This is a genomic window from Bifidobacterium eulemuris (assembly GCF_014898155.1).
In the GTDB taxonomy this organism is placed as follows: domain Bacteria; phylum Actinomycetota; class Actinomycetes; order Actinomycetales; family Bifidobacteriaceae; genus Bifidobacterium; species Bifidobacterium eulemuris.
Genome location: NZ_CP062938.1, coordinates 1,935,098 through 1,947,456, shown reverse-complemented (window position 1 = coordinate 1,947,456; position 12,359 = coordinate 1,935,098). Strand labels below are relative to the sequence as shown.

At 57.0% G+C, this 12,359-nt stretch carries 8 protein-coding genes and 5 pseudogenes; 7 read left to right on the top strand and 6 right to left on the bottom strand.

Going from position 1 to position 12,359, the window contains the following annotated elements; translation table 11 throughout:
- Nucleotides 1–51 precede the first annotated feature (51 nt).
- Both BE0216_RS12095 and BE0216_RS08250 read right to left on the bottom strand, forming a co-directional pair.
- The gene (locus BE0216_RS12095; protein ID WP_264299046.1) at nt 52–186 is read right to left on the bottom strand and encodes a hypothetical protein; all 135 of its coding nucleotides are present in this window, start codon (nt 184–186) and stop codon (nt 52–54) included.
- A 208-nt stretch (nt 187–394) separates the two neighbouring features.
- Entirely contained in the window at nt 395–640 is a 246-nt protein-coding gene (locus BE0216_RS08250; protein WP_094637697.1) for a hypothetical protein, read from the bottom strand.
- Between the two features lie 298 nt (nt 641–938).
- On the opposite strand from BE0216_RS08250, the gene BE0216_RS08245 reads away from it, so the two are divergent.
- From BE0216_RS08245 to BE0216_RS08220, 6 genes and pseudogenes are all read left to right on the top strand, one after another.
- Nucleotides 939–1,901, top strand: a complete 963-nt coding sequence (locus BE0216_RS08245) for a glycosyltransferase family 2 protein (protein ID WP_094637698.1) — start codon at nt 939–941, stop codon at nt 1,899–1,901.
- A gap of 346 nt (nt 1,902–2,247) precedes the next feature.
- Nucleotides 2,248–3,270, top strand: coding sequence for a glycosyltransferase family 2 protein (locus tag BE0216_RS08240; RefSeq protein WP_094637699.1), 1,023 nt, complete (start codon nt 2,248–2,250; stop codon nt 3,268–3,270).
- Nucleotides 3,271–3,545: 275 nt separating this feature from the next.
- On the top strand, nt 3,546–4,634 hold the full coding sequence (locus tag BE0216_RS08235; protein WP_193042849.1) for a glycosyltransferase family 4 protein: 1,089 nt from the start codon (nt 3,546–3,548) through the stop codon (nt 4,632–4,634).
- 178 nt (nt 4,635–4,812) lie between these two features.
- On the top strand, nt 4,813–6,312 hold the full coding sequence (locus BE0216_RS08230) for a lipopolysaccharide biosynthesis protein (protein ID WP_319020630.1): 1,500 nt from the start codon (nt 4,813–4,815) through the stop codon (nt 6,310–6,312).
- Between the two features lie 25 nt (nt 6,313–6,337).
- Nucleotides 6,338–7,252 (top strand): WlaTC/HtrL family glycosyltransferase, encoded by a 915-nt coding sequence (locus tag BE0216_RS08225; RefSeq protein WP_094637702.1) that lies wholly within the window; start codon nt 6,338–6,340, stop codon nt 7,250–7,252.
- A 702-nt stretch (nt 7,253–7,954) separates the two neighbouring features.
- A pseudogene (locus BE0216_RS08220) lies at nt 7,955–8,247 on the top strand (transposase); the annotation flags it as partial.
- Between the two features lie 104 nt (nt 8,248–8,351).
- Here BE0216_RS08220 and BE0216_RS08215 read toward each other — a convergent pair.
- A pseudogene (locus tag BE0216_RS08215) lies at nt 8,352–9,065 on the bottom strand (ATP-binding protein).
- Between the two features lie 46 nt (nt 9,066–9,111).
- Entirely contained in the window at nt 9,112–9,828 is a 717-nt protein-coding gene (locus BE0216_RS08210) for a Mu transposase domain-containing protein (RefSeq protein WP_226805748.1), read from the bottom strand.
- Between the two features lie 68 nt (nt 9,829–9,896).
- On the opposite strand from BE0216_RS08210, the pseudogene BE0216_RS08205 reads away from it, so the two are divergent.
- Nucleotides 9,897–11,079: pseudogene (locus BE0216_RS08205) on the top strand (IS256 family transposase).
- 53 nt (nt 11,080–11,132) lie between these two features.
- On the opposite strand, the pseudogene istA reads toward BE0216_RS08205, so the two are convergent.
- Both istA and BE0216_RS08195 read right to left on the bottom strand, forming a co-directional pair.
- Nucleotides 11,133–12,050, bottom strand: a pseudogene (gene istA, locus BE0216_RS08200) (IS21 family transposase); the annotation flags it as partial.
- A 176-nt stretch (nt 12,051–12,226) separates the two neighbouring features.
- Nucleotides 12,227–12,325 (bottom strand): annotated as a pseudogene (locus tag BE0216_RS08195) (transposase); the annotation flags it as partial.
- Between the last annotated feature and the right edge of the window lie 34 nt (nt 12,326–12,359).

Genomic DNA, 12,359 nt, shown 5'->3' with positions numbered 1-12,359 from the left:
GCCTCTCGACGCCGTCGGTCTCTTCGAAACGTCGCGATGGAAGGAATATTCTCATGTCCAAATCGGCTCCTCGTCCAGCAAATCGCGCGTGGCCTGCGGCATGGGTTCGTCGAAAACTTTGAGGAACGCGTCGAACACCTCGCCGGACAGACGCAACGTGGTGGCATTGATGTCTCCGCTTCTCAAATCCTTATCAGTCCTTCTTCAACGCATTTGATGTGAAATCTCGACTCGACCGTGTAATGCACGAAATTCGAGCCGATGGAACCACAGCCACCGGCCACAATAATATTCCTAGGAGAAAATAGCACTTCAGACATAAAACATTATCTCACACCATGCCGCGTATGCCTCAGCCCGGGTTCAATTTGTAAGTGCAACACTGGTGTCCGGGTTAGGTGACTTCGATGACAGTCGGTCGCCCCCTCGCCCCGTGCCCGTTGGACGTTTTGTAGCTTAGAAGTTTCATGGGGTTGTCGTCAATCTCCTTGACGATGGACTGAAGGTCGTCGTCGGTCAGCCTGTCGAAGCCGACCCCTTTGGCAGAGGCGACAGCATCGCCGCGTCGTCTCCGAACGCCCTGGCGCACGCGCGCTTGTCTGCAATCCATGGATACGTTCACCTCGATAGTGTTTGACATGAGGCTCCTTCGTAAAACGGAACGGAGTCAACGCATCATCCATTTTGCCTAGAACCCTCTTCGATTACCGCCCCACTCATCAGACCTGCAACACGATCGATAGCAAACTGACCATTGCGCCATAGGCGGGCAATGACATAAAATATGCAAGGCATCGGACACTACCAGAGGGATATAATATTATGAGGATACCGCTTGCGTCGCCACAAGATAATGCTCATTATAGAAACCATCATCAAATTGTCGTATTCTGCAAATACTTTTAGTCTTTTCACATAAAATAGTCCAAGGTTTAATAATGACAGCAGACCCTAAGATTAGCGTTATAATGCCTGTTTTTAACGCAGCTTACCATCTTCAAAAATCCATTGAGTCTATCCTGAATCAGGATTACACTAATTGGGAGCTACTGCTAATAGATGACGGGTCCACAGACACTTCAGCTCAAATTTGCGAATCTTATGCAAGAGCTGATTCCAGAATTATTTTTTTCCACAAAAAGAACAATGGTGTCTCATCGGCAAGAAATTTAGGCTTAACAAAGGCCCAAGGAGACTATATTTCATTTGTCGATCCCGATGACTACATATCTCCTTCATTCCTTTCATCGCTATACAAAGCAGTAGAATCAAAGAAGAATTGTATCGGTATTTGCAATTACAATATAGTTCATACGGATGGGGAAAAAAAGCGATACGAGCTGCCGCCGGCATATATATTGAGAGACGAAGTTATATCGCCGACAGAAGCTTTATCTGAGATTTTGAAATCGGATGGAGAATTCTGTGGGCATGCTTGGGATAAGCTGTTTCCCAGACAAATAATTTCTCAGATTTCTTTTGATGAAGGAATTGATTGTTTTGAGGATTTATTATTCTGCGTCGAGGCTATACTCAACTCTTCCGCCATATGTTTGACAAATCGCGCCAATTATTTCTATGTGCAACATGATTCCAGTATTTTAAACAGAAAGTATTCGAGAAAATATTTCACTTCTTTTTACGCTCTTGAAAAGATACGGACGGAGCTAGAAGAAAGCGAATACAGCGATCTTGCAAGAATATGTGAACAAAGAATTTTAGAAGAAATAAATTCACAATCTTTAAGATGCCTAAAAACTCTAACTTTCCACGAGAGAAAACAATTCGCAAGGTTGTTTTTGGGGTTAATAGAAAAGTATCCCTCCAAAAACATGTCCTTAAAAACCCGATTAAAAAGATGTGCTGCTTGTTTAGCATTTTCCTTTCACCTTCTTACATGAACGTAAATGCTGCTCATGGAGCGTTTGCCTTGGAATTCACCAATGTCCATGCCCCATTAATCAATCGGCCCGGCAACCGGACCACCTCCGAAAACACCGTTTGAGACAATGGATCGCGGAAAAATCTCAACACGTGGGACCCCTTCGGAGAAATCCAACATCGTCATCGAATCAAATAATCACAAAACATGAGCATAAGACAAATATAATATAGAAGCCACTAGAGGTTAACGGCTCAGGAAACCATTGTCTGGAAAACAAATTCAGCATTTCCTCTGTCAAACCGATTGTACGCCTACTTCTTTCGACGGGTACAATAGCTAGAGTTAAAGAAAGTCAGGAATTGATGAACGTTCAACCATTGGTCAGTCTGATTGTGCCGGTGTTTAATGTAGAGAACCAATTGGATCGCTGTATCTCAAGCATTGTCGGCCAAAGCTATCGGAATTTGGAAATAATCTTGGTTGATGACGGGTCAATGGATGGATGTCCGGAGAAGTGCGATCAATGGGCTTTGCGAGATAACCGTATTCGAGTGATCCATAAAAAAAACGGAGGCCTGTCCTCTGCACGTAACGCCGGCCTTGATGTCATGCGCGGCGAATATGTGGCGTTCGTGGATAGCGACGACTATATCAGTAGTGAGTATGTGTCCGTTTTGTGCCAAAATGGCGGGGACGCCGATCTTGTCATCTGCTCGTTCATCAAGGAGGACGATGCAGAAGCATGTGTGGAGAAAGCGCTGGTTACCGACCATAGAAAGCTTTTGACACCAAGGGAATGCTTAAGACAGGCAATACTTGATTGGCACCTTATTGTAGCTTGGAACAAGCTGTATCCACATTTCGTTTGGAAGGATCTTCGCTTTCCGGAAGGTCGAATCCATGAGGATGAGTATGTACTACATCAGATATTGGACCGTTGCTCTGCGGTCGCGCTGTTGCCGGACGCGCTTTACCACTACGTCTCAAGAGAAGATAGCATAACCCACAAAGAAGGCAGTATTGAAAGACTGGATCGACTGGTAGCGCTCGTAGAGCGCCTACGCTATTCTTTCCTAAAGAAATACGCCGAATGCTCCGAGCCTATCCTAAGAAAAGTTTTTTTCGAGTCGCGACAATCCTATTTCGATGTTCCGAATCTGTCGGATGGCATGTTTAGAACACGTTTCAAAGAGATTTTCCGAACATTTCGAATGATACCAATCGAATGCAGTAAAACATTGCCGACAAAAGAGAAGATCATGTTTCATATTCTATATTTTGCGCCTTCCTTTACCTTTGGAATATTGAGAGCTTGCAATCGTTTTAGCAATGGAACAAAAGATCTCATAGGCAAGACACGCCTATTTATCAAATGGAAAATATAGCTGCTTGGTCGGCTTCGAGGAAGATCCCGGACGGTTTTTCGCCAAGGACTTCGCTTAGTCACCTTATCCCACGGCAAGACACAGGAGGTTGGGTAAATTGTCCGCCACCACAATCATGGCGCAATCTGATAAAAAGAATCAAGCGTCCGACAAACGAACGGCCAACAATACTGCCGACGTTTCTTCCGTCAAGAGGGTGTGTCTGATTACCCCCGGAACACTTCCCGTGCCGGCGACGAGGGGGGGGTGCAATCGAAACGCTTGTCACGTTGTTGATGGACGTCAACGAAAACTCTCATCTCATTGATTTGACGGTTGTTTCCATCTTTGAACCTGAGGCGGAGAAATCGGCTAGCAAATATCGTTTCAGCAAGATCGTCTTTATCCGAAACAACAATCCCATCATGGCGAAGTTATACCGTTTTCTCAAACGATTCTTAGCGAAATGCATTCCTTCCCGCGAATGGATAACAGATATGTACGTATCGAGCGTTTTTCGTTTCCTAAAACGCAGCAAGTTCGATCACATCGTTTTCGAGGGTGGGAACTGCAAAGGATATGATGCATTTAGAATGATCCAGGACTCTGAGATTATTTACCATTTGCATTTCAACCCGGAAGACCGTATCGACAATCGCTGCTTCGCGAAATGCTTGGCTGTGAGCGGATTCGTCGCGGATTCATGGTGCAGGGAATGCGATCCCGTCTCAACGGTTGAAGTCATCCATAATGGTATTGATCTTTCGCGTTTCCAGCGGGAAGTAACGAAGGATGAACGAGACTCCGTCCGTGCGGGGTTGGGGTTCGCGTCGGATGATTTCGTGGTGTTGTATTGCGGGAGGATCATCGAGGTCAAGGGCGTTCTGGAATTGTTGGAGGCGATCCGACGCGTTGACGATGCTCATGTGAGGTTGTTGATCGTCGGCAGTCCGGATTTCGCCCGGTCCTCCCATACCTCGTATCTGGACAGGGTGCAGAGTCTGGTCGACGAGCTGGGCGGCAGGGTGGTTTTCACGGGTTATGTGCCGAACGAGGGGGTCTATCGGTACAGCAAGTCCGCGGATATGCAGGTCGTTCCCTCGTTGTGGGAGGAGGCGGCCGGTCTCGTCGGCGTCGAGGCGATGGCCGCCGGTCTACCGTTGGTCGTGACGCGTTCCGGCGGCTTGCAGGAGTACGTGCCGGAGGAATGCTCGATCGTCGTGGAGCGGGACGAGGGACTCGTCGATTCCCTGGCCGCCGCGATCAGACGCTTGGAAGGCGATCGTCAGTTGCGTGAGCGCATGTCGGAGGCCGCGGTCCGTCAGGCGGCGAGGTTCTCCGGGGAGTCGTTCTATCGGGCGTTCGTGGACGCAGTGGGGAGGTAATTCATGGAAGACGAGAAACACAGTCAAGGGACAGCATCACGGGGAACCGCCTCCAAGAGAGCGTCCATAATCCTTCCGAGGCTACAGATACAATCTTCATCACGGGGCGTCAAGGAAGTCTTTTGGCTGTTCGTAGGAATGGTGAGCGAGTAGCGGTATGGGTAATAAGAAGCAGTTTGTGATCAATCTTGCCGCGAGTCTGGTGAATTTCGCGGTGAATCTGGGGATCGGTTTCGCGATCACTCCGTTTATCGTGGGGCGTGTGGGCGCGGAGGCGTATGGTTTCGTGGGGTTGGCGAACAACATGGTGGGGTACGCGACCCTGTTCACGATCGCGTTGAATTCCGTGGCCGGCAGGTTCATCACCGTGGCCTGGCATCGCGGGGACAAACGCAAAGCGGACGGGTATTTCTCGTCCACGCTCGCGGCCAACGTGCTGCTGGTCCTCATGCTGAGCGCGGTCGCGGTCCCGTTGATCCTGAGGTTGGAGCGTGTCATCAACATCTCGCCGCATCTGGTGGCCGACGTCAAGTGCCTGTTCTTCTTCGTGTACCTGAATTTCGTGGTGTCCGCGTTGAGCACGGTGTTGAGCGTGGCGACGTTCGTCATGAACAGGCTGTACCTGTCCAGTCTGGCGAACATCGCGTACTCATTGACGCGCGTCGTGGTGATGGTCGTGTGCTTCGCCCTGTTCCCCACGTATGTGCTGTTCGTGGGCATGGCCACCTGCCTGGGCACGTTGGTGATGGCCGGACTGAACTACTCGTACACGCGGCGTCTGACGCCCGAGCTGCGGTTCCGCAAATCGGCGGTGTCGTGGAGGACTACGTGGGAGATGCTGTCCAGCGGCGTGTGGAACACCGTGATCAAACTGCAGCAGATCCTGCAGGACGGGCTGAGCCTGCTGATCGCGAATCTCGCGGTCAGTCCCCTGCACATGGGATACCTCTCCATCGCACAGGTCGTGCCCAACGCGCTCTCCGGCCTGATGGGCACCATATCGGGGTTGTTCTCGCCCGAACAGACCCGCCTGTTCGCGCAGGGCAGGCCCGACGAGCTGTTCCGCGAGCTCGCGTCCAGCATGCGCATCACCGGGTTCTTCACCAACATCGTGTTCGTGACCCTGCTGGTCAACGGCGAGACGTTCATCGCATTGTGGCAACCCGGGCAGGACGCGCGCATGATCTACGTGCTGATGATGCTCACCATGGGCGGGTTTTTCCTTTCCGGCGTGGCCAACACCCTGCAGGGCGTGCCGCTGCTGGTCAACCGGTTGCGCAACTACTCCCTGGCATGGCTCGGATGCGGTGCGGCCTCTCTGGTCCTGACGCTGGCGTGCGTCGAATTGACGGATTGGGGCATCTACGCGGTCGGCGCCGTGCCCCAGCTGGTCGGTTTCGTCGCGAACCTCACCTTCGTGCCCATCTACGCCGCGAGATGCCTGCGTATCCGGCAGCGCAGGTTCTATCTGATCTACCTGCAGTACATAGCCGCCACCGCGTTGGCCGCGGCCCTGGGATACTGGGCGAGCGCGTCGACATCCGCGTGGCATGGTGGCTGGCCCGGACTACTCGCCGGATGCGCGCTCACAGCCCTCATTACCTGCGCGGTGGACGCGCTCGTGCTGCTGGGACGACGCGAACGCTCCATCATCGTCCGCAGAATCGTTCGGAAATAAGAGACATAAGAGAGGATAAACCGGCATGGCTGACAACACATCGATCACACTGGTCACGGCGTTCTTCCCCATCGGACGCGGTGCCTGGTCCGACTCCACCCGCAGCGACCAGAAATATCTGGACTACTTCGCCCATTGGGCGCGCATGCGCAACGATCTCATCGTGTATACCACCCCCGAAATAGCGCCGGAAGTCGAACGGATCCGCCAAAACCTCGGCCGCGCCAACACCACGGTCGTCACGATCGACGACTACGCCACGATCGACCCGCAGCTGCTGGCCCTCATGCGCTCGATGGCGGGGACGTACCCTCCCTACAGCCTCTTCCCGGACAAACCTGAAGTGACGAACGCCGAATACGACTACGTAATGGCGCTCAAATACTGGTGCATGCAGCAAGCCGCCACGACCACACACACGGAGCACCTGGCATGGATCGACTTCGGATTCGACCACGGCGGCACACTCTACCCAGCCCCCGAGTCCTTCGACATACAGTGGGAATATCCCTTCGAGAAAGACGTGACAATCTTCGCGGTCAAACGACCGGACGACGCCCCCGTGTTCGACATCGTGCGACGCACCGACACGTTCATCCAAGGCGACTGCTTGGTCGCGAAAACCGGATACGCGCGCCACATCTACGACGACGTGCGCGAGCAATACCTCCATCTATTATGCTGCGGCATGATCGACGACGACCAAATCGTGCTGCTGATGTGCGCGCGATGGAACCCGGAACACTACGCCATACTACCCAGCAGCTGGTTCTCCCAGCTACGCGACTACACCGGCGAGGCGCCCCGCACACAGGCCGTACCATACGGCGACGACGAGAAGACCATCTCCACGAGACAACGATACCAATGGGCCAGGCTCTGTCTGAAGCACGGCATCCGCCAACTCCAACGCATGCTGCGAACGATAACCCTCGCATAGGAAGAAACGACCACATGAAATCAGACGCAAAACCCCGAGCGCAATTCAAACGCTGAACCACTACGCAATGTCACAATACGGACGATCGCGACATTGCAGGAGATACACCGATGAGCATCTGAGGTGCCTCATTTGAAAGTGAGCGCGAGGTCCTAGTCGGCGTCGGTCGTCGTCTCGTCGTCGTTTTCCTCTGGCGGGACGCCCGCGATTCTGGCGAGGGTCCTGTCCAAGTATGCCATGTCGGGGCCGAGCCTTTTCTCGAGCCTGCGCGTGCGCGGGGCGGCGGCCTGTTCGAGCCGGTCCTGGATGTCGTGGATGCGTCGGACGAGTTCGGCGGGGTTCGTGGACGCGATGAGCCGTTCGACCTGTTCCCTGCGGCCTGGTTTGATGAAGCCCGGCCCGCCCGCGGCGCGTGATTCGTCGTCGAAGCGTTTGAGCCGCTCCCACGGGGTGGCGGGTCGTCCCAGACGCGTCTGGGCCTGCCGTCGCGCGTGCTGGTCCGTCGGTAGTGCCCGAAGGTTTGCGCACTTTGGTCATTGCCCGTCCGTAGTGCGATGATCAGTTCGCTGCCTGTAGGTTGATAACGCCCGAATTCCTGCGCACTTTCTGATTCGGGCTTTCAAAAAGAGGGCATGGGCCTGTGCCGGGTACGATTTTCAGTCGCCAGACAGTAAAACCGCGATTGGAAAGAGGCGCAGGACCATGCCCAATGAAATCATACAGTTCGACCAGGCCATGCCCGGGGTCGAGGCTCGACCGTCTCGTGACCGCCAAGGTCACCGAGATATTGAACGCGATGCCCGGGCGCGGAGGCCGACGAGATCGTCGGAGCGGCCAGATACGAGCGCAGCGGCGGGCGCAGGGCGTTCCGCGCGGGCCATTACGAGCGCGGGATCGTCGCGAAGGCCGGAGCGATGACCGTCAAGGTGCCAAAACTAAAAGGGGCTTTGTTCGAGTCGGCGGTGATCGAACGCTACCGTCGTCGCGAGTCGGCTGAGTATTTGTAGTGTTTGAGGCCGCTGGTTATTGTGTTTGGAGGCCGGGGTTATGGCGGGGTGGGGCCGGTGGCGGACTGGTTGGGCGCCACCGGCCTGTTCGGTTAGTTGTCGAGCATGGTTTGCCCGTGTCGTTGTCTCATGTTGTATTCGCCGGTGTCGATCCATATCGTGTTGTGCACGATGCGGTCGAGGATGGCGTCGGCGATGGTGTCTCCTCCGAGTTGGCGGTGCCATTCCTTGGTCGCCAATTGGGTGGCGAACGCGGTGCTGGCGGTGTCGTAGCGCAGTTCCATGAGTTCGAGGAGGAAGCGTTTGAATGGTTCGTCGGGTTTGTCGACGAGTCATTCGTCTATCGCGAGCAGGTTGTAGGTGGCGTATTTGCGCACGAGCTTGGGCACGCCGCCCGGCTTGCCGGCGGCCACCGTCACCTGCTCGGCCAGGTCGGGCAAGCGGATGTAGATGGCGCGGTACCGCGCCCGGCAGGCGGATTTCGCCAGCGCGCACAACAGGTGCGATTTGCCCGAGCCGGTGGCTCCCTGGAACACGGTGTTGAGCCGTTGCTCCAGATGGTTTCCGGTGTCGAGGCCGGCGAGCACGCTCCTGTCGAGCCCGCGTTTCTCCACGAGGTCGATGCTCCGCAGGTCGGCCTGGGGGTAGCGCAGCCCGGCGCGTTTGACCAGGCGTTGGATCTTGGCGTCCACGTGGACGGAGTGGGCGTTGTCGACCGCGAGCCTGACCGTCTCCGCATGGCTCAGGGGCACGATGGTTCGCTCGTCCAGGCGTTCGAACGCGTCGAGCAGGTCCTGGGCGCTCATCTCGCGCAGCTTGCGCTTGGTCTCGGTGTCGATGATCATCTGCCCGTCACCTTCCCATGCTCGCGTAGTAGCCGCCGCCGCGCACCCAGCCACCGGCGCCGGGACCATCGCCGATGCCGCCGCCATCGTCGTCGGGGATTTCGTCGGTCCGGTCCTGCCCGGATTCGAGGATCGGCCGGATATGCGAATAGCGTGGCGAGGCGACCGACCGCAACGCCAACGCGCACGCGTTCTCCAGGCGTTGCGCGGAATAGCGTTTCGAAAGCCTCAGCACCGCCAGCGCGGGATCCACGCCCTGCTCGTCGAGTCGTTCCGCGGCGAACAGCCTGCCGATCACGGCGGCGCAGCCGGGGCCTATTCGCCGGGCCCATTGCTCGCAGCGTTTCCTGCCCCACGGCTTCCATGTGGCTTTATCGGGAAGGTCGGCCTCGTTCGTCGAATACCTGTTGGCGACGGTGGCGGGCAGGAGCCTGTGCGTGCAGAGCCTGGTGTTTTTGCGCCAGACCTCGAGCGCGCTCGCCCCGATCCGCAAATCCACGGCGGAGCCGACGTACGCGTGCGGGACGGAATACCAGTTGCGCGCCCACGCGACGTGGCCGTTGGCCTGGACCCTCCTGCCGTAGACCCAGTCCGCCACCTCGTACGGCAACGGGGGCAGCGCGATGAGCAGTGGCCTCTCCTCGCTTTCGAACACGGAAAGCCTGGATCCGATAACGTCCGAATTCCTGCGCACTTTCTGATTTGAGTCTTCGATAGAGGGCATGGCCTGTGCCGTGTACGATTTTCAGTCGCTGAACATAGAAAACCGCGATTGGAAAGAGGCGCAAGGCCATGCCCGAGAACACCATCATACAGATTGACCATCCCATGCTCGAGTCCAAACTCGATCGTCTCGTGACGACCAAGGTCACCGAGATTTTGAACGCGATGCTCGACGCCGAGGCCGACGATATCGCCGGAGCCGCGAGATACGAGCGCAGCGGCGAAAGGAAGGCGTTCCGCGCGGGCCACTACGAGCGCAAAATCGTCGCGAAGGCCGGCACGATGACCGTCAGCGTCCCCAAACTGAAAGGGGCGTTGTTCGTGTCGGAGGTGGTCGAACGCTACCGCCGGAGGGAGTCGAGCGTCGAGGAGGCGCTGATGGAGATGTACCTGGCCGGCGTCTCGACGCGCCGCGTGGACGACATCAGCCAACTGCTGTGGGGCGAGCGGATGCCCTCCCAGACCCTTTCCGACAAGCTCAAGAAGGTGTACGACGACATCGAGCAATGGCGCAACCGACCGTTGGAGCGCGAGTATCCGTACGTGTTCGTGGACGGCGTGTGGCACAAACGCTCGTGGGGCGGTTCCGTCGGGAACGTGAGCGTGCTCGTCGCCATAGGCGTCGACCGGGACGGCCACAGGGAGGTCATCGGAGTCGTCGAGGGCATGAGGGAGGACAAGGCCAGCTGGGAGCAGTTCTTCAGAAGCCTGATCGAACGCGGCCTCAAAGGCGTGCGCCTCGTCGTCGGCGACCGGTGCGCCGGACTCGTCTCCACCGTGGAGGAGATGCTGCCGGACGCCGTCTACCAGCGGTGCATGGTCCACTTCATGCGCAACGTGCTCTCCAAAACCCCGCCATCGCACCGCGAATGGGCGTCCGACGCGCTCAAGGCGATATTCGCTCAGGAAAGCCGCGAAACGGCCCTCGCCAAGGCCGACAGCGTCGCCATCGAACTGGAGGACCGCAGGCTCAAGGCGGCGGCCAACTGCCTGAGGGAGGGCATCGAAGAGACCTGCACCTACTACGCGTTCCCCCGCGCAGCACCGCAGGAGGATCCGCACGAACAACATGCTCGAACGACTCAACAAGGAGATACGCCGCCGCACCCGCGTCGTCGGCTCGTTTCCCGACGGCGACAGCGCGCTCATGCTCGCCTGCGCCAGAATCCGGTACGTCACCTCGCGCGAATGGTCCACACGACGATACCTCGACATGTCCCGCCTCGATGACAACCTACAGACAGCGAACTGATCATCGCACCACAGGCGGGCAATGACATAAGTGCGCAAACCCTCGGGCACTACCCTGGATCCGTCGCGCTTCTGGAACGGGCGGGAATTGTATTCCATGAGCCATGCGCGTATCGCCGCGCGCAGCTCGTCGAGCGAGCCGAATTCACGGTCGCGCATCGCTCCGGCCAACGCCATCGTGGCATGCCACACGGTGTTCTCCGCCGAGGGCTTGTCCTTCGGCCTCCTCACCCGTCCGGGCAGCACGGCCGCCGAATAGTGCTCGGCCAGTCCCCGGTACGCGTCGTTCAACACGACCTCGCCCTCACGCGGATGCTTGACCACGCCGGTCTTGAGGTTGTCGCACACCAGGCGCGGCGTGGAACCGCCGAACCACTCGAACATCGCCACATGACAGCGCAGCCACGAGTTCTGCCCCATATCCAGGGCGGGCTCCACGAACGCGTACCGACTGAACGGCAACACGGCCACGAACAGGTACACCCTCGACGAATCCCCGGTGACCGGATCGACGATCCGCATGGTCTTGCCCGCCCAGTCGACCTCGATCGTCCGGCCGGCCTTATGCTCCACGCGCGAGGTCACCCCGAGTCCCGCCACATACGCCGCGTACAGCTTGCAGAACCTGTCGTACCCCATGTAGGGCTTCCCGGCCTGCCGGCATCCGTCCATGTACTCGCCGTGCAGGATCCTCAACGTCACGCCCACACGCGCCAGCTCACGATGCACCTTCGCCCAGTCCGGCCGTTCGTACACGCTCTCACGATCACCATGCCCCGGGAACAACAGGGCGTACACCTCGTCATCGGTCTTGCCGGCGACGTCGGCCCAGCCGACACCGGCCGACGTCGCGGCATCGAGCGTCTCGGCGACGCTTCGGCGCGCGACCCCCTGGGATCTCGCGATCGCGCGGCCCGACAGACCCTGCTCGCTCAGGCGCAGGATCGTCTTCGCCTTGATTTTCCGTACCATTGAAGGTACCTCCTTTCACCACACGTCCCTCGCATGGTGAAAGGAGCCTAACCAACCATGTCTCCGGTAGTGCCCGAGGGTTTGCGCACTTATGTCATTGCCCGCCTGTGGCGCGATGATCAGTTCGCTGCCTGTAGGTTGTCATCGAGGCGGGACATGTCGAGGTAGCGGCGTTCGGACCATTCGCGGTGTTTGGGCGGAATCTTGGAGAGCACTTTGCGCATGAAGTGCGCCATGCATCGTTGGTACGCCGCGTCCGGCAGCGAGCTAAACACCACACCACGGACTGACAGAATCACATTACAAAAG

What these genes read in the sequence shown, in the direction of transcription:
- BE0216_RS08225 (WP_094637702.1), top strand. Translation starts at nt 6,338, where the DNA reads ATGGCTGACAACACATCGATCACACTGGTCACGGCGTTCTTCCCCATC.
- BE0216_RS08210 (WP_226805748.1), bottom strand. Translation starts at nt 9,828, where the DNA reads ATGCCCTCTATCGAAGACTCAAATCAGAAAGTGCGCAGGAATTCGGAC.
- BE0216_RS08245 (WP_094637698.1), top strand. Translation starts at nt 939, where the DNA reads ATGACAGCAGACCCTAAGATTAGCGTTATAATGCCTGTTTTTAACGCA.
- BE0216_RS08235 (WP_193042849.1), top strand. Translation starts at nt 3,546, where the DNA reads ATGGACGTCAACGAAAACTCTCATCTCATTGATTTGACGGTTGTTTCC.
- BE0216_RS08250 (WP_094637697.1), bottom strand. Translation starts at nt 640, where the DNA reads ATGTCAAACACTATCGAGGTGAACGTATCCATGGATTGCAGACAAGCG.
- BE0216_RS08240 (WP_094637699.1), top strand. Translation starts at nt 2,248, where the DNA reads ATGAACGTTCAACCATTGGTCAGTCTGATTGTGCCGGTGTTTAATGTA.